Origin of the sequence: Lacrimispora sinapis, assembly GCF_043633585.1 — a bacterium.
In the GTDB taxonomy this organism is placed as follows: Bacteria; Bacillota; Clostridia; order Lachnospirales; family Lachnospiraceae; genus Lacrimispora; species Lacrimispora sinapis.
Map to the genome: position 1 here is coordinate 2124274 of NZ_CP141832.1, position 15790 is coordinate 2140063.

The 15790-nt window shown below is 39.8% G+C and carries 18 protein-coding genes, 5 tRNA genes, 1 pseudogene and 1 other annotated feature (1 of these 25 cut by a window edge); of the genes and pseudogenes, 6 read left to right on the forward strand and 18 right to left on the reverse strand.

Annotated features, from left to right (window positions below):
- Window positions 1–81: 81 nt before the first annotated feature.
- From VIG27_RS09880 to VIG27_RS09920, 9 genes and pseudogenes are all read right to left on the reverse strand, one after another.
- On the reverse strand, window positions 82–450 hold the full coding sequence (locus VIG27_RS09880; protein ID WP_394522326.1) for a DUF1634 domain-containing protein: 369 nt from the start codon (window positions 448–450) through the stop codon (window positions 82–84).
- Window positions 447–1280: a sulfite exporter TauE/SafE family protein gene (locus tag VIG27_RS09885; protein ID WP_394522327.1), complete on the reverse strand. Its 834-nt coding sequence runs from the start codon at window positions 1278–1280 to the stop codon at window positions 447–449. Before VIG27_RS09885 ends, VIG27_RS09880 begins: the two co-directional genes overlap by 4 nt.
- A 15-nt stretch (window positions 1281–1295) precedes the next feature.
- Window positions 1296–2015 carry a GntR family transcriptional regulator gene (locus VIG27_RS09890; RefSeq protein ID WP_394522328.1) on the reverse strand — a complete coding sequence of 240 codons (720 nt, stop codon included), beginning with the start codon at window positions 2013–2015 and terminating at the stop codon, window positions 1296–1298.
- Window positions 2016–2428: 413 nt separating this feature from the next.
- Window positions 2429–2542 (reverse strand): annotated as a pseudogene (locus VIG27_RS09895) (rubredoxin-like domain-containing protein); the annotation flags it as partial.
- A gap of 257 nt (window positions 2543–2799) precedes the next feature.
- Window positions 2800–3003 carry a holin gene (locus tag VIG27_RS09900; RefSeq protein WP_394522329.1) on the reverse strand — a complete coding sequence of 68 codons (204 nt, stop codon included), beginning with the start codon at window positions 3001–3003 and terminating at the stop codon, window positions 2800–2802.
- 179 nt (window positions 3004–3182) lie between these two features.
- Window positions 3183–3506 (reverse strand): glutaredoxin, encoded by a 324-nt coding sequence (locus tag VIG27_RS09905; protein WP_394522330.1) that lies wholly within the window; start codon window positions 3504–3506, stop codon window positions 3183–3185.
- Between the two features lie 142 nt (window positions 3507–3648).
- Window positions 3649–4008, reverse strand: a complete 360-nt coding sequence (locus tag VIG27_RS09910) for a molecular chaperone Hsp90 (protein ID WP_394522331.1) — start codon at window positions 4006–4008, stop codon at window positions 3649–3651.
- A gap of 310 nt (window positions 4009–4318) precedes the next feature.
- Window positions 4319–4846 carry a GNAT family N-acetyltransferase gene (locus VIG27_RS09915; RefSeq protein ID WP_394522332.1) on the reverse strand — a complete coding sequence of 176 codons (528 nt, stop codon included), beginning with the start codon at window positions 4844–4846 and terminating at the stop codon, window positions 4319–4321.
- 39 nt (window positions 4847–4885) lie between these two features.
- Window positions 4886–5500: a hypothetical protein gene (locus VIG27_RS09920; RefSeq protein ID WP_394522333.1), complete on the reverse strand. Its 615-nt coding sequence runs from the start codon at window positions 5498–5500 to the stop codon at window positions 4886–4888.
- Between the two features lie 529 nt (window positions 5501–6029).
- Here VIG27_RS09920 and VIG27_RS09925 point away from each other — a divergent pair.
- On the forward strand, window positions 6030–7247 hold the full coding sequence (locus tag VIG27_RS09925; protein WP_394522334.1) for a 6-phosphofructokinase: 1218 nt from the start codon (window positions 6030–6032) through the stop codon (window positions 7245–7247).
- Between the two features lie 187 nt (window positions 7248–7434).
- Window positions 7435–9066 carry a diguanylate cyclase domain-containing protein gene (locus VIG27_RS09930; protein ID WP_394522335.1) on the forward strand — a complete coding sequence of 544 codons (1632 nt, stop codon included), beginning with the start codon at window positions 7435–7437 and terminating at the stop codon, window positions 9064–9066.
- 41 nt (window positions 9067–9107) lie between these two features.
- Here VIG27_RS09930 and VIG27_RS09935 read toward each other — a convergent pair.
- The 3 genes from VIG27_RS09935 to VIG27_RS09945 all read right to left on the reverse strand — a co-directional run bounded on the left by VIG27_RS09935 (window position 9108) and on the right by VIG27_RS09945 (window position 9548).
- Window positions 9108–9191 (reverse strand) — tRNA-Leu (locus VIG27_RS09935).
- A gap of 141 nt (window positions 9192–9332) precedes the next feature.
- Window positions 9333–9416 (reverse strand) — tRNA-Leu (locus VIG27_RS09940).
- A gap of 48 nt (window positions 9417–9464) precedes the next feature.
- Window positions 9465–9548, reverse strand: a tRNA-Leu gene (locus VIG27_RS09945).
- Window positions 9549–9705: 157 nt separating this feature from the next.
- Between VIG27_RS09945 and VIG27_RS09950 the strand changes: the two genes are divergently transcribed.
- The 3 genes from VIG27_RS09950 to VIG27_RS09960 all read left to right on the forward strand — a co-directional run bounded on the left by VIG27_RS09950 (window position 9706) and on the right by VIG27_RS09960 (window position 10859).
- Window positions 9706–9789 (forward strand) — tRNA-Leu (locus VIG27_RS09950).
- A 62-nt stretch (window positions 9790–9851) separates the two neighbouring features.
- Window positions 9852–9924 (forward strand) — tRNA-Asn (locus tag VIG27_RS09955).
- A gap of 677 nt (window positions 9925–10601) precedes the next feature.
- Complete coding sequence (locus VIG27_RS09960) at window positions 10602–10859, forward strand: hypothetical protein (RefSeq protein WP_394522336.1); 258 nt, start codon at window positions 10602–10604, stop codon at window positions 10857–10859.
- Between the two features lie 97 nt (window positions 10860–10956).
- Here the strand turns inward: VIG27_RS09960 and VIG27_RS09965 are convergent, their stop codons facing one another.
- Window positions 10957–11160: a hypothetical protein gene (locus VIG27_RS09965; RefSeq protein WP_394522337.1), complete on the reverse strand. Its 204-nt coding sequence runs from the start codon at window positions 11158–11160 to the stop codon at window positions 10957–10959.
- Between the two features lie 271 nt (window positions 11161–11431).
- Here VIG27_RS09965 and VIG27_RS09970 point away from each other — a divergent pair, with 271 nt between their 5' ends.
- On the forward strand, window positions 11432–11647 hold the full coding sequence (locus tag VIG27_RS09970) for a hypothetical protein (protein WP_394522338.1): 216 nt from the start codon (window positions 11432–11434) through the stop codon (window positions 11645–11647).
- Between the two features lie 73 nt (window positions 11648–11720).
- On the opposite strand, the gene rplT is transcribed toward VIG27_RS09970, so the two are convergent.
- From rplT to thrS, 5 genes are all read right to left on the reverse strand, one after another.
- Window positions 11721–12077, reverse strand: a complete 357-nt coding sequence (rplT, locus tag VIG27_RS09975; RefSeq protein WP_394522339.1) for a 50S ribosomal protein L20 — start codon at window positions 12075–12077, stop codon at window positions 11721–11723.
- A 29-nt stretch (window positions 12078–12106) separates the two neighbouring features.
- Window positions 12107–12304, reverse strand: coding sequence for a 50S ribosomal protein L35 (gene rpmI, locus VIG27_RS09980; protein ID WP_013272956.1), 198 nt, complete (start codon window positions 12302–12304; stop codon window positions 12107–12109).
- Between the two features lie 27 nt (window positions 12305–12331).
- Window positions 12332–12826, reverse strand: a complete 495-nt coding sequence (infC, locus tag VIG27_RS09985) for a translation initiation factor IF-3 (RefSeq protein ID WP_394522341.1) — start codon at window positions 12824–12826, stop codon at window positions 12332–12334.
- Window positions 12827–13144: 318 nt separating this feature from the next.
- A complete protein-coding gene (locus VIG27_RS09990; protein ID WP_394522342.1) occupies window positions 13145–13459 on the reverse strand; it encodes a DUF1540 domain-containing protein in 315 nt (104 codons plus the stop codon).
- Between the two features lie 119 nt (window positions 13460–13578).
- A complete protein-coding gene (gene thrS, locus VIG27_RS09995; protein WP_394522343.1) occupies window positions 13579–15540 on the reverse strand; it encodes a threonine--tRNA ligase in 1962 nt (653 codons plus the stop codon).
- Window positions 15541–15741: 201 nt separating this feature from the next.
- Window positions 15742–15790: a binding site (T-box leader), on the reverse strand; it runs 166 nt beyond the window's last position.

Here is a 15790-nt window from a genome sequence, read left to right on the forward strand (position 1 = left end):
CCGCAGGAATCCGGCTTTTGCATTGCAAATGAGAAGCAATTAAAGTCTAAGAGGGTTGTAAAATCCTGATTTTCTCTGTCACTATTTTCCCATAAAAAAGCTGATGATTAAAATCACAAATACAGTTGCCGTAATCATCGCATACAAATGATCCTTTTCTTTTAAAAACGTAATTATAGAAACCCCCACTCTCAAAACCGGCGTAAGTATCAGCACCAACAGGCCGCTTAATATAATTGCATAGGGCTTAAAAGCAAGAAGCCCTTCCATTATCCCAACCAGAGATGTGGGGAAACTCTCTCCCGGATATCCGCTGTTACCCGTAAGCAAAAACAGAACCAATCCAAAGCCTGTTATGACGGCGCTTAACACCACTCCCGCCCTTAAGGTCTTGCTGATCCATATCTCCGCCTCCTCAACGTTTTTATAATTTTCAACATTCTTACTCATAATTTTACACCTTTCATAATCATCTCAATGGAAACATACAGCAATACCGGAATAAAAACCAGCCGCAGAGTGGTACTTTTTAACCGCTGCATGACTTTTGTCCCTACCGCAGCTCCAACAAGGACTCCAAGCGCCACAGGAGCTGCAATCTTTGGGTCGATATTGCCTCTGGTTAAATAAATCCCCGCACTGGCGGCAGCCGTAACGCCGATCATAAAATTACTTGTGGCAGTGGAGACCTTCATGGGAAGTTTCATAAAAGAATCCATGGCCATTACTTTAAAGACACCGCTCCCAATCCCCAAAAGCCCGGATATGATACCTGCAGCATACATCATACCAAAACCACTGCGGATTCCTGTCACATGATAATCTACCGTCCGGTCAAGTGCTTTGTCATAGTAGCTTCCGTTCAGTTTCAGTTTATCTGCCATAGGATTGGCGGGAAATTCCTGAGGCAGTTCCTGATTTCTCTTTTGAAACATATTTACAGCGGAATACAGCAAAAGAAGTCCAAACGTCAGGTATAAATACTTGGTACTGACCAGGCCCGCAATCAATGCTCCGGTCAGCGCTCCGGTCGTCGTTGCAATTTCCAAAAACATGCCTGCCCGCACATTGGTTATCTTATCTCTTAAATAAACAATAGCAGAACCGCTGGATGTAGCGATTACAGAGACGATACTGGCTCCAATTGCGTATTTGATGTCAATACCAAGGAGCAGGGTCAGGGCCGGTGTAATGATAATTCCTCCTCCAAGACCTAAAAGAGAACCGATAAAACCTGCAAATACTGATAGGAATAATATTTCAACCGTTAGGAAAATCATTCTAAAACCACCTTTTTATCTTAATTTTAAATCCACCGAAAAGGTGAATTTATCGCTTCTTATAACAGACTCCCGAAACTCGATGGGCCTGTCCTTTAAATCAAAAGTAATCCGCTTAATCAAAAACACAGGCATCCCCTCATCGACCTCTAACAGCTCAGAATCATCATGGTCTGTCAAGCAGGTATCAAGAAATTCCTTTGCTCTTGATATACGGCATCCATATGTATTTTCCAAAAGGTCATAAATCGAAAGGCTTTCCAGATCGTAGGTTTCAATGTCAGGAACAAGAAATGACGGAATGTAGGAATTCTCTATGATCACTGGCAGGTCATCCAGCCTTCGGATACGGGTGATCCGTTTAACCGGTTGGTCTCCGGGAAGATTCAGGGCTTTCTGGGCCTCAATATTCTGCTCCTCCTCAACCCCCAGCAGCACTGAATTTTTATTAAGTTCGCTGTGGTCCCTTCCAAAACTATAAAATTTAAACAGACTCTGCTCGATCTTCGGCTGGTTCACATAGGAGCCTTTGCCCTTTTCCGTCAGAATAAGGCCCTCATTCTGGAGCTTTTTTAAAGCATTCCTTACCGTTGCCCTGGTCACTTCAAATTCCCTTACCAGCTCATTCTCTGACGGAATCGGTTGACCGGGTAAGTAGTTTCTTGTAAGAATCCGTTCCCGGATCTCCTGATAGATCTGTAAATAATATGGGAATCCATTATCTTTATGTATCATTGGTGTTCCTCCTGACTACTTGTGTATACATGCTTTATTATAACATTCTGTTTTCATTCGTCAAGGAGCGTTTTGTCTCTGCCGGACTTCTTTGGCTCCTATCCCTATGCAAAAACCGGCACATTCTGGTAAAGACAAACCATCATTTCACATTGAAAAAAAGAGACGCCCCTAAAGACGTCTCTTTTTTTCAATTAGTATTTTCCTAATTTCATATGTCCTGCAAGTTCTGTTTTGCATCTCTGCTTAATTACCCATGCCTCATTTTTTGCCTCAGTAAATGCAGCCAGACATTTTGGATCCAGGTTGTCCTCGATTCCTTCCTGACTTAATGCAATAATTTTCTCTGCCAAGGTAATAACCTCCATATGAATGGCATTGGTGCGGTCAGAGCGATAGATTTTTTCTGCATCCTCTGCACTAAGTTCTTCAAACTTATCTGCACCCATTTTACATTTTGGACATTTTTCTGGAGCTGTCTCTCCTTCATGAACATAGCCGCATACCGTACATTTAAATAACTTCATAAAAATACATGCCTCCTTGAATTGAAAATTTTAATCATTAAAATATGATTACTTCTAGTATTAATCACGATTCAATATTTGTCAATAATAATAATAATAAAAATCTTTATTTTTTTCTTCATCTTTCAATCCTATATTCCGTTATGACGAAACTTAAAATGAGTATATAGAAAAATTAATAATAACCATTGAGTCGTTTCTCAGAACCAAAAAAAGGCCCAGGATTGCCCTGGGCCAAATAATTATACCATTAAAAATTACACTTTTAATTCCGGGAGTCCTGCAATCGATGTAAGAAGCGACATAATTCCGGCAAGTGCTGACGTAGAACCTACCATGACCCAGTCAACGCCTGACATGACTGCCGTAGTACCGATAGCTGCTATTGCCGTTTGTGCCATCGTTTTAATTGCTCTTATTCCTGCGGCTTTCACCCACTTTAATAAGTATTCCTTATTCATTTACTTGTCCTCCTTATCCACTAAATATTATATGCTACAATATAAAATATGCTATTATAAGGCATATCAGCACTAATATCTAAAATAAGAAGGAAAATTTACGAAATAATTTAAATTTGTATGATCATTTTCCTCATATATTAGAAATAAATATCATTCTAAATACAGCTTTTATTTCACTAACACTGCCCCTTCTTATCAATGGAACAGGAAGAAGCAGAGTCTTTTGTTTGATTTTCTACCGCAGGCATCTCTATATACTTGCCGATATCAAAGGTTTTTTCTCCATTTTCCAATATAAAAAATGGTATTCCGATTCTACCGGACTCTTTCACTTCCTGAAACATACTATCGTTATCACGATAAGCCAAAAATTCCTTTAAAGTAGCAGTATCGCCAATGATATTCTTAAATTCTAACTCTATCTCTTTAAGTGTTGACAAACTCTTTTTCGCGTTCACGCAATCACCGCAAATTTCTGCTCCATACATTGTTATTTTCATATTTACCTCACATTCTATAGCCAAAAGGCAGCCCTAATTCCTTTATCTTGCTGCTATTTTTATTAAGGTTTCCTTTGCCGCCAAGTCGATCCTGCTGTTAGTTAAATCGTTGTCAAATCTTGCTTAAAAGTAAGCAGTTTTTTTAGTTAAGGATAGCATCTTTCTTTTCAAGTATCGCCTCTACAGCAGTGCAAGCCGGGCAATCGCAATATTTTGCTCCTGAAGATTTGATTTTCATTGCATGTGCTTTAATATTTTTGGCTAAATCCGCTCCAAAAGCCTTCATTCCCTCCTCAGAACCAGCGAAACCAATCAGGCCATCAATTGGCACAATATCTTCTTCTAACTCAGCAAGATATCTTTTTGTTTCCTCAGATTCCTTTTCAGTTCCAACAGCCTCCAGCCATTTCTGTGCGGCTTCTTTTGTCTCACTGCTGCATGATGGTGCATCAATTAATTCATGAGTTTTCTCGACAACATAATTTAATACTTCTTTATCCATATTTAATATTCTCTCTTTCCTTTGAAATTTATAGTTATTTTACCATAACTGCCTGGGTTTGTAAAACTTCTTTATTGGCTCGAATATACTCTTTTCCCTTTTTTATATTTCTTATACATTGTAGTATGTAATGAAACTTTATAGAACGCATTAAAATGTTAATGTCATTAAGAATAATCCGGTGAGCCGTTCTTAGATATTTTTTAATTATCGGTAAGCCAGTGGTTATTAAGCAGACGTAATTTTACTATAATGATTGAAAATCATCTGGTGGCTGTTTTTTATCATTGCGAAAAATTTATCAACCAATCTAATTTTTATTATTCCATTGTTCTGCTGAAAGTCGATACTCATAAGAAGAAATATTTCTGTTTAAATATTCCATTCTATAAGTTCCCTCCTGTTGAAACACAAATCCACACTTCTCAATCAGATTCTTTGATGCTACATTATTTTGAAAACAACATGCCCATACATACAAAATACCTTGATCAAAGAGATAATCCAGAACTGCATTTACAGCCTCTGACATAATCCCCTGCCGATGATAATCGTGGTTTAAAACAAACCCAAGCTCTCTGGTATCTTTACGTCCTTCTTCTGAATCCGCTTCAATGGAAATATGGCCAATGACTTTACCGCTCTCAAGACAAACGATGGCCAGTTTCCTCCTTTGAGTGATCCAGTCTGAAAGAATCTTTTCAGTATGTACCACTGATTTGTGAATGTCCCATCCTGCCATTTCCCCCAAATCTTTCTGATGGCAATATTCAAAAACATCGTTAATATCCTGTTCGGTAAAAGGTCGTAATTGTAAACGAGAGGTAACAATTTTCATTAATTTTACTCCTTAAAGCTTAGTTATCATAGTTTCTATTTATTTTCGTTTGATCTCATTCCAGTTATCTTCCCCCAAATCTTTCAAATCCTCAACATTTAAACTTGAATATCCATTATAAACATACTTCAAAGCTCTATCATCTTCCCCTTGATGAATCAAAAAGGTCACATTGAAAGCAGACTCAGAAAAATCATATTTATAATCGTCAGATGAAGATAATGACAGAGAGAATACATAATATCGGTAGTCACCTTTATCAATCTCACGAATTTTAGTCAGCTCCTTATTATTTAATTGATTTTTATCATTAAATATTTTGCCATAAACATAAATATCTTGGTCAAACAAATGCAAGGTTTCATCATCAATTCCAGCCGTTTTTACTTTTGCAATTAAATAAGGCGTATACGAACCATTGATATCTGACTTTTCCTGATACAGTTCACATGATGAATATTGAATAATATGTCCTTTATATTCCATATCATAGGGCAGTGTATTCAAATCAAATGTAACACTCCTATCTTCTTCGTAAATCTCAACACCTCCCGTAGTTTCAACGGCACCCCCCACCTCTACGCCATTTTTTGAACAGCCAGCTATATAAAAAATACCAAGTACCAAAGTCATTGCAAAAAAATACTTTTTCATAGTACTCCCCCATACATATATAGAAAATATACCATACTTTTTAGTAATATTCAAAAAAATCTATCTAACCACCAATATTTTTTGTATATTTATTCTTACTTCCTCTGTCATTGACGTTGCATTTATCCGTTATATTGCTTTAACATTTACCGGCTTTTTTACATTCACAGTTTTTTCACAAGCCGTACAAAATTTATTTACAAGTTCAACAAACTTTTTTCACATCTATCTTCTATAATTATAACATAAACAAGAGCAACCCCAAAACTTGTTTTAATAAAAACTTTTTTTCATAACTCGCCGGTGAAACCCACATTTCACCGGCTCCTCCCTTTTTTAGGGCTTTTATTTCTTGGATTCTTCCCTTCCTCCATTTCCCCTCGATTCAAAAGCTCACAGCTTATAAGACTTTTGCAGTAACTTGTCTCCAAAGCAGTAAATATAAGGAAATGACCGTTGCAAAGATGGACATTCTATTATAGAATAGGAAGCGTGCCTGTGGCATACGCAAATCTGGAGGACATTATACATGAAGAAAAATGCAATCGTAGGACAATCCGGCGGTCCCACCGCTGTGATCAATGCAAGCCTTTACGGTATTATTAAAGAAGGAATGGCTCACGAAGAAATCAGCCGTGTTTATGGCATGATCAACGGCATAGAAGGCTTCATGTCCGGCAATTATATGGATTTATCAAATGACCTGACGGCAGAAGAACTGGAACTGCTTAAAATGACGCCTGCCGCTTATTTAGGCTCCTGCCGTTATAAGCTTCCGGATGACCTTTCTTCTCCTTTCTACCCTGCCCTGTTTGAAAAATTCCGGGCCATGGAGATCGGATATTTCTTTTATATCGGCGGAAATGATTCCATGGACACGGTAAGCAAGCTTTCCCGCTACGCTTCCCACCACCAAAGCGATATCCGCTTTATTGGCATTCCAAAAACCATTGATAACGACCTGGTTCTTACCGATCATACTCCCGGATATGGAAGCGCAGCCAAATATGTGGCTGATACAGTCCGTGAAATCGTTTTAGACTCATCGGTTTATCAGCAAAAATCCGTCACGATTATAGAACTGATGGGCCGTCACGCCGGCTGGCTCACCGCTGCCAGTGCTATGGCGAGAAAATTTGAAGGGGACAATCCGGTACTGATATACCTTCCGGAATCCGATTTTGATTTTGAACGGTTTGCATCTGATGTACAAACGGCCCTTACCAGGAAAAGTTCTGTTGTTATCTGTGTTTCAGAGGGAATCTCCGATTCCAAAGGGAAATTTATCTGCGAATATACAGATGATGTCCAATTAGATACCTTTGGTCACAAGATGCTTGCCGGCAGCGGAAAAATACTGGAAAACTTTGTACGGAACCGCTTTGGTGTAAAGGTACGCTCCGTAGAATTAAATGTCAATCAGCGGTGCAGCGGTATGCTGGCTTCTGCTGTTGATATTGAAGAATCCGTTCAAGCCGGAACAGAAGGCGTCAAAGCAGCATTAAAGGGTATTACCGGCATAATGATCGCTTTTAACCGTACAGCAGATTCCCCATACACCATGGAATGCATTACGGCTGACGTGGACCAAGTCTGCAACAAGGAAAAGCTGTTTCCCAAGGACTGGATCTGCGCAAATGGAACCGATATTACAGATGATTTTCTTAGGTATGCCCTTCCTCTCATTCAGGGAGAACCAAAAAGAAAGATGGAAGGCGGTCTCCCCGTATATATTTTCAGAAAATAAAAAACTCAATTGGTAAAAAGTCAAAGAATTGTCCACTATGGGCAATTCTTTTTGGTTTCAAGCAAAATATCGAATAAAAGAAGATTTTGTTTTTTGTAATTCTTGTTGCATTTTTTCCCTGCTTGTCTCATATATTTTAATAAAGCTCATTCTACATTTAAAAAAGCACTTATGGGAGAAAGTAAAAATGAACGGAGAATCTTTTTTAGATCGCATTCCTTGCGGCATACTGAAGCTAAATACCCAGGAACCTTTTGCTATCCTCTATTGTAATCAGGCTATTAAAACCTGGTTTCACTCGCCCGTCTCTTTAAGAGACCTTGTCAGCGGACCGGAATATACGGCACTTGTAAAAGGCATCCAGTGCCACCTTTCAAGCGGGCTAAACCGCTTCTTACTGGAATTCAAAACGGATTCCGAAAATAACTGTATCTGGTTTTCCATTGAAATAAATTATGTTTCTGAGGAAAATATTTTATACTGTGCGGTATCAGACATTACAACAATTAAAAAAGCCCAGGAACGTCTGCGTCTTAAAGAAGAACAGCATCGTCTTGCAGCACAGCATTTCAGCTGTCTTGTGAGCGTCTATGATATTCCTTCTGGAACCATATCTCCCACCCCGGAATTTTCCAGAAACTTTCCACTTCCATTTGCCCAGCCACTTTCTCCTGAATCCCTAATTGACAATGGAATTGTACATAAAGAAAGCATCGTGGATTTCCTTGATTTTTTTCATTCTATAGAAGAAGGAAAACCGGAAGGAAAATGCATCCTGCGTCTGAAGGCCGGAGGAAAATTCCGCTGGTTTTCCACCCACTATTCCCTTGTCTATACCGAAAACCAAACTCCGGTCCGCAGCATTATCTCCTATCAGGACATCACTGACGAGTACGAAAAAGAACTGGCTTATCAGCGGTGGAGGGATTACATGGAGGAACAGAAAAAAGACTGTATTGGCTATTATGAGTATAATCTGAAATACGATCTGTTTGAGGAAATAATCGGTGAGCAGACGTCAAACCTTCCCAAATATGCCTCCAATTCCTTTTCTGACATCATTTGCTTTACTGCGGAACGGTTCATATATGATGAAGACAGGAAAATGTACCTCCAATTTTTTAATAAAGAACAGTTACTCTCCCACTATTACAAAGGGCACCGCTCCCTTCGACTGGAACACCGCCGGCTAAGACCAGACGGCAGTTTTTTTTGGGCCCTGGGCATGGTACAGATCGTTTCTGATCCGTATACAGATACCATCAAAGCGTTTATCCTGATCAAAGATATTGACGCCTCAAAGAGGGAAGCCCTCACTCTGCAGGAGCTGTCAGAGCAGGATTCCCTTACCGGTCTGTTGAACCGCGCCACTGCCATCAGATCCATACGTCACGCTTTAAAGAACAGACAGAGCCATCATGTCCTAATCATACTGGATATCGACCGTTTCAAGCAGTTAAACGACAGCTATGGGCATCAGTTCGGCGACAAAGCTCTGCACCGGGCTGCTTCAAGACTGAAGTCAGCATTGAGAAGAGATGATATTTTCGGGCGTCTGGGTGGAGATGAATTCATCATACTTTTAAAGGATGTGTCCTATAGCATGGATTTGTACACCCGTCTGGAAAACTTATGCAATTTAATTGGAAGCGCCCTGGAACCGGAAGCCCATATATCAGGAAGCCTTGGAACCGCCGCATTTCCGGAAGACGGAACCAGTTTTGAAGAACTATATGAAAAAGCAGATATTGCTCTCTATCAGGCGAAAAAGCATGGAAGAAATCAATATACCGTCTATGAACCCGGCATGCGCATGTAAAAAAGCCCTGCAGCTTAACCGCAGGGCTTTTTTACCAAGTATGCAGAAGAAGGGACTTGAACCCTCAAGGTATTGCTACCACACGGACCTGAACCGTGCGCGTCTGCCAATTCCGCCACTTCTGCTTATTAATTGTACGAATTGAAGAATCAATTTGTACAATTATAATACTATACTTTCCAAAATTAATCAAGCACTTTTTAACTTTTTTTTAATTGCCTGTTTTGAAACAAAAAAAGAATCTCTCTGGGAGATTCTCACACCAATGCGGGAGATGGGACTTGAACCCACACGATCATACAACCACAAGATCCTTAGTCTTGCCTGTCTGCCAATTCCAGCACTCCCGCATGTCACTCAACAAAAACCAGACAGCCATGACACTCTGTAAGGTTTCATGCAGAAGAAGGGACTTGAACCCTCAAGGTATTGCTACCACACGGACCTGAACCGTGCGCGTCTGCCAATTCCGCCACTTCTGCATTTCGTTGTTATCTTTCGCAACAACAATAGCTATTATAGTATACAACCCTACTTCTGTCAATATGTTTTTCCAATTTTCTTCAAATTGTTTTTTGAATATATTTTTCAAAAAATATTGACAATTCTTTCTAAAAATGGTAAGATAACATCCGTTGTGCGGGAGTGCTGGAATTGGCAGACAGGCAAGACTAAGGATCTTGTGGTTGTATGATCGTGTGGGTTCAAGTCCCATCTCCCGCATTTAATATATTTTTATTTTACCCTTGACAGATGTTTCTTTTCGGGTATAATAAATGATATATTCCTCGATAGCTCAGTTGGTAGAGCAAACGGCTGTTAACCGTTGGGTCGTAGGTTCGAGTCCTACTCGGGGAGTTTTCAGTCACACTTTGAGTGTGATTTTTTTTGCAAAACCCCCGGTATTTCTATCCGGGGTTTTTGTTTCACGAATAAGAACGTTTTTTATTTTGCAAGTTTCAATGATTTTTTCACGATATAGCATATTTTTTTATCTAAAGGAATACGATTTAACGTACATACCTGTCAAGGTGGTACTTAGGTGCCTTCAGGCACCCATATTAGTAAGCGGAAAGTCTCCATCTCCTGTAGACTTTCCGCTTTTTTCTATTATTAACAGTTGCAGTCCTCATTATTATTTCTCCACCTGCATCTCGGATCATTACAACCGTCCCGGAAACCAGCCCAGTAAGCCCTTCTTCTCTCCTCTTCACAAGCATTGTTATCATTGCAACAGCAATTGTTGTTCCAATTACCTCTGCAACTATTCCAATTACGTCTATTATTACAACACCCGCAAAAACAGCCCATACGATACACCTCTTTTCTATTTATATATGTTATTATATGACAAACTCAGACAAAATGTGAATCATGTCCAGATAAAGAGGTGGATTGCATACCTGGTTGAAAAATTTGTATTAACTGCTATAAACTTTTTTCATATATTATTACTATCAAATAAAAAATATAAAGGATGTAATCAAATGCCCCCATTTCCCCCTAACACGAATCCTCCCGGAGGACCGGGTCCAATGGGACCACCTCCTTCCAGAACTCCCCAAAAGCCCGCTCAAACACGTTCAGGAGCCAGAATCATAGATGCCGGCTCCATCCGGCAATGCATGGGGCGTTTTACCTATATATGGATGAGCAATGGTCAGGAATTCTGGTTTTTCCCGGTTCAGATCTGGCGCAATAGCGTTTCAGGTTTTCGCTGGGACCGTAGATTCGGCTGGTCCTTTACTGGAATCTCTTTAAATCGCATCGACATGTTTACCTGTTCCGTATAATAACCCGGACCATTTGCAATCTATAGTTTTATGATACTCTATTAGATGGTTAAAGAATGAAGCATCGGCAGCGTTCTAAAATTAGAACGCTGCCTTACTAGTTTGATGAGAAAATTATCATACAAAGAAAACTAATTACAGCCATCATTATAGTAATTCCCCCAGCGGCATGAAGCGTTCCGGCATCCATCTCTAAAACCAGCACAGTAAGCTTCTCTTCTTTCTCGTTCGCAACAATTTCTGCTCCAACTATTATTACAGTTATTCCACCAATTATTGTTGTTATTACAGCAACGGCCATTCCAATTAAAGCAACACATAAATTTCACCTCTTTTCCATAAATAGTTACACTACATTATATGGAATTTGTAGACAAGGTGTTAAAAATGGCTTTTTTGTTCTTATGAAATAAATCCTACAGAACACTTAATAAGCCACAAAAGAATGGAGAACCGGCCGTATTAAAGTATGCATATTTCCCTTTGACATATAAATTTATGTGATTTATAATGAATGAATCAAGCAAATACGCAAGCTTATTGCTGAATTGGTTTAAGAAAGGAAAAACAAAATGGGAAAACTTGAAAGTGCAGAAAAAATAGGTTTAAAAAACAAAGATACAGATAAATTAATCGTAGTATATCCTTTTAAGGCAGAAGGAAGCGATGAAGAAATAACCAAAAAGGTTACAGACTGGTATTATATGCAGCATTGCTCTGCAGAGGAAGAATTAAGGAATGCATATGTAGACCTTCTGACGGAAGCAGAAGCAAAATCTATAAAATAAAAACTTATAAACCTAACGTTTCTATAACAAAAACCCCGCAAACCATAAAGTTTTTCGGGGTTTTTATATACGATTAAGCCACTTTGGATTTAACCAGTTCTGCTAATTTTGCAAAGCCTTCTGCGTCATTCACAGCCATATCAGCCAGGACTTTTCTGTTTAAGTCAACACCGGCTAATTTCAATCCATGCATAAATACACTATAGGATACGCCATTAATACGAGCTGCTGCGTTAATACGGGCAATCCATAACTGTCTGAACTGTCTCTTTCTTTCTTTTCTGCCTGCGTAAGAGCTTGTTAATGCTCTCATTACGGACTGTTTTGCTACTCTATACTGTTTGGAACGAGCGCCTCTGTAGCCTTTAGCCATCTTTAACACTCTGTTATGTTTTTTCTTAGCGTTCATACCGCCTTTAATTCTTGCCATCGGTTTTTCCTCCTTCTTAACTCAAGATTCTATAAATATGGTAAAATCTTCTTCATTACTTTTGCGTTAGTTGCATCTGTAACGATATCTTTTCTAAGATTTCTTTTTCTCTTAGTAGATTTCTTAGTTAAGATGTGAGATTTGTAAGCTTTATTTCTTACAAGCTTTCCTGTTCCTGTAACTTTGAAACGCTTTGCAGCCGATTTGCTTGTTTTTAATTTAGGCATTGTATTTTCCTCCTTGATAATGTTCTTTTAGCGTTTTGCGGTTAAAAACATAACCATGCTTCTTCCTTCCACTTTAGATGGCTTATCAATTGTAGCTATATCAGACAGCTTCTCAGCGAAATCATCTAAAATATATCTGGACTTTGACATATGCGCCATCTCACGACCTCTGAAACGTAAGGTTACCTTAACTTTATCTCCCTTTTCGAGGAACTTCCTTGCGGCGCCCATCTTTGTGTTCAAATCATTTGTATCAATATTAGGAGATAAGCGAACTTCTTTAATTTCGATTACCTTCTGTTTCTTTTTAGCTTCTTTTTCTTTTCTTGCCAGTTCATAGCGATATTTACCGTAATCGATAATCTTACAAACCGGTGGTTTTGCAGTCGGAGCAATCTTAACCAAGTCGAGTTCTGCTTCCTTTGCCATCTGCAAAGCATCTTTGGTAGGCATGATGCCTAATTTCTCTCCGTTCTCACCAATCAACAGAATATCTTTATCTCTGATCTGTTCATTAATCATTAAATCGCTAATTGTCGTGCACCTCCATAATATAGTGTGTGTTGGTCGGAATCCACATTACTTGCCCATAGGCACAAAAAAAGTAGATAGACAAACGCTATCCACCACCAAAGTCTCTACACAGAACACCTATGTATCAAAGGCTATGAACCAAGGACACTTGCTCGTGCCATGGTGAGGCGGATACCTACTTTCCTGTCTGTTGTTTCCACAACTTAGAGTATAATACTATATATTTATCTATCTGTCAAGTTTTTTTTGCGAATTGAAAATAGAAAGATACGTCAGCCGCTTTCCTGACGTATCTTTTTACTGATTTTATCTGGTTTTAAACGTAGCGCATTCGGTATGTTCCGCTTGCTGTGCTCCATCTCCTGCAATTCCAATATGCTCTGCGGAGCAATGGCGTCCTTCATTATAAACGCAGTTTACTGCTTCACAATCCACTTCCAGTCTGCTTTCCGGAGTTTTAAATAAATTGTGGAAAGAACCATCCCGGTTTTCATCAAAGCTGCCGCAGCAGGTTTCATAGCTGTCCTTCGCCTGATTACCTTCAACGATAATGGCTGATTTACAGCAATAATTATCAGAATTGTGGAGACAGTTTGTAACATTGCAATCCAATTTTGTCATGGCACGTTTCCTCCTGGCATTCTTATTGAGATATTATTTCAGGAGGTAGTATGCACAACCGGGAAGGAAACTATTCTTTCAAATAGAATCCTTCCCGGTTATGATTCCACTTCGGAAATTTATTTTTTTTCTTCTGTTACAGTTACCTTTTTGATTTCCTTGGTTCGGATCTCACGGCAGATATCATCAATGAAATCTTTAAGCGGACGCTGGCCCTCGTCACCATTAAAGCGGCTGCGGACAGATACCACACCCTCCTCTTCTTCCTTCTGACCAACAACCAGCATATATGGAAGTTTATCCAGACGGGCTTCTCTGATCTTATAACCAATTTTTTCTGCACGTTCATCAACAGTGGCCTGGATTCCGTTGTCTTTTAACTGTGATACCACTTTCTGAGCATATTCATGATATTTCTCGGAAATAGGAAGCACGCGGACCTGCTCCGGACATAACCAGGTGGGGAATGCAGCCTCATACTTTTCGATGAGCCATGCAAGAGTTCTCTCATAGCAGCCGAGGGAAGTTCTGTGAATAATATAAGGACGTTTTTTTGTTCCGTCTTTATCCACGAAGCTCATATCAAAACGTTCTGCAAGAAACATATCAAGCTGAATGGTAATCATGGTATCTTCCTTACCGTACACATTCTTGGCCTGAATATCAAGCTTTGGTCCATAGAATGCAGCTTCTCCTACTGCTTCCGTATATTCAATTCCAATATGATCAAGAATCTTGCGCATCATATCCTGCACTTCATCCCACATCTGGGCATTTCCCATATAGTGGTCGGCATTCTCCGGATCCCACTTGGACATCCGGTAAGTGACATCCCCTTCCAGTCCCAGAGTGGTCAGACAGTATTTGGCTAAATCCACACAGCCTTTGAATTCCTCTTCAATCTGATCCGGGCGGACAATAAGATGGCCTTCGGAAATGGTAAACTGGCGGACACGGGTAAGACCGTGCATTTCGCCGGAGTCCTCATTGCGGAATAATGTGGAGGTCTCGCCGTATCTGCATGGCAGATCACGATAGGATTTCTGGCTTTGTTTGTATACATAATACTGGAATGGACAGGTCATGGGACGAAGGGCAAATACCTCTTCATCTGTTTCCTCATCTCCCAAAACAAACATTCCCTCTTTATAATGATCCCAGTGATCGGAAATCACATACAAGTCCTTTTTGGCCATGAGAGGTGTTTTTGTTCTCATGTAGCCTCTCTTCTCTTCTTCATCCTCGATCCATCTCTGCAAGGTCTGGATGATCTTTGCGCCCTTAGGCATCAGAAGAGGAAGTCCCTGACCAATTACATCAACAGTTGCAAAAAGTTCAAGATCCCGGCCCAGCTTGTTATGGTCACGGTTTTTGATATTTGCTAAATATTCCAGGTATTCGTTTAATTCATCCTTCTTTGCAAAAGCAGTTCCGTATACACGTGTCAGCATGGCATTTTTTTCGCTGCCTCTCCAGTAAGCACCGGAGGAGGAGGTAAGCTTGAATGCCTTAATGGATTTTGTACTCATCAAGTGAGGACCTGCACATAAATCTGTAAAATCACCCTGACGGTAGAAAGAGATTTCTTCGCCCTCAGGAAGATCCCGGATCAGCTCTACTTTATATGGTTCACCCTTTTCTTCCATAAATTTAATGGCTTCATCCCTTGGAAGAGTAAAGCGTTCGATCTTTGCTCCTTCTTTTATGACCTTCTTCATCTCAGCTTCGATCTTATCCAGATCTTCTCTTGAAAAAGAGGGAATATCAAAATCATAATAAAAACCATTTTCAATGGAGGGGCCGATGGCAAGCTTTGCCTCCGGGTAAAGTCTCTTAACGGCCTGAGCCAGTATATGGCTGGCTGTATGGCGGTAAGCCGAAAGTCCAGCAGGATCACTCACCGTTAATATGCTTAAATTGCAGTCGCGATCAACGACTGTTCTCAAATCTACTACCTTTCCATCTATTTCGCCTGCACAGGCATTCCTTGCCAGGCCCTCGCTTATATCAGAAGCGATTTCGATCACGGATAAAGCATGTTCATACTCTTTGACTGAGCCGTCTTTTAATGTAATTTTCATTTACCATCAATCTCCTTTACGTTGTTGTGAAATATTCTATTTCCAAACATGATAGCGTCTGACTTGTCAGGCACTATCGCCGACACTTTAGTGACATAGATCTCTGAAGCGTCACAGACCTTCTATAGGAGGTCCTTTTATCTCTTCGGACATCATTTCCTAATGAGACAAAAAAAGCCCCTTTCCATATGCTTCCATACAGAAAGGGACGATTAATCATAATAAATCGCGGTTCCACCCTAGCTTGAGT

Bases quoted from the DNA above. Each gene is read 5' to 3' on its own strand.
- infC (WP_394522341.1), bottom strand. From the start codon at position 12,826: ATGATTAATGAACAGATCAGAGATAAAGATATTCTGTTGATTGGTGAG.
- VIG27_RS09900 (WP_394522329.1), bottom strand. From the start codon at position 3,003: ATGAATAAGGAATACTTATTAAAGTGGGTGAAAGCCGCAGGAATAAGA.
- thrS (WP_394522343.1), bottom strand. From the start codon at position 15,540: ATGAAAATTACATTAAAAGACGGCTCAGTCAAAGAGTATGAACATGCT.
- VIG27_RS09920 (WP_394522333.1), bottom strand. From the start codon at position 5,500: ATGAAAAAGTATTTTTTTGCAATGACTTTGGTACTTGGTATTTTTTAT.
- VIG27_RS09915 (WP_394522332.1), bottom strand. From the start codon at position 4,846: ATGAAAATTGTTACCTCTCGTTTACAATTACGACCTTTTACCGAACAG.
- VIG27_RS09885 (WP_394522327.1), bottom strand. From the start codon at position 1,280: ATGATTTTCCTAACGGTTGAAATATTATTCCTATCAGTATTTGCAGGT.
- VIG27_RS09990 (WP_394522342.1), bottom strand. From the start codon at position 13,459: ATGACAAAATTGGATTGCAATGTTACAAACTGTCTCCACAATTCTGAT.
- VIG27_RS09880 (WP_394522326.1), bottom strand. From the start codon at position 450: ATGAGTAAGAATGTTGAAAATTATAAAAACGTTGAGGAGGCGGAGATA.
- VIG27_RS09965 (WP_394522337.1), bottom strand. From the start codon at position 11,160: ATGGCCGTTGCTGTAATAACAACAATAATTGGTGGAATAACTGTAATA.
- VIG27_RS09930 (WP_394522335.1), top strand. From the start codon at position 7,435: ATGAACGGAGAATCTTTTTTAGATCGCATTCCTTGCGGCATACTGAAG.
- rplT (WP_394522339.1), bottom strand. From the start codon at position 12,077: ATGGCAAGAATTAAAGGCGGTATGAACGCTAAGAAAAAACATAACAGA.
- VIG27_RS09960 (WP_394522336.1), top strand. From the start codon at position 10,602: ATGGGACCACCTCCTTCCAGAACTCCCCAAAAGCCCGCTCAAACACGT.
- rpmI (WP_013272956.1), bottom strand. From the start codon at position 12,304: ATGCCTAAATTAAAAACAAGCAAATCGGCTGCAAAGCGTTTCAAAGTT.
- VIG27_RS09890 (WP_394522328.1), bottom strand. From the start codon at position 2,015: ATGATACATAAAGATAATGGATTCCCATATTATTTACAGATCTATCAG.
- VIG27_RS09970 (WP_394522338.1), top strand. From the start codon at position 11,432: ATGGGAAAACTTGAAAGTGCAGAAAAAATAGGTTTAAAAAACAAAGAT.
- VIG27_RS09905 (WP_394522330.1), bottom strand. From the start codon at position 3,506: ATGAAAATAACAATGTATGGAGCAGAAATTTGCGGTGATTGCGTGAAC.
- VIG27_RS09925 (WP_394522334.1), top strand. From the start codon at position 6,030: ATGAAGAAAAATGCAATCGTAGGACAATCCGGCGGTCCCACCGCTGTG.
- VIG27_RS09910 (WP_394522331.1), bottom strand. From the start codon at position 4,008: ATGGATAAAGAAGTATTAAATTATGTTGTCGAGAAAACTCATGAATTA.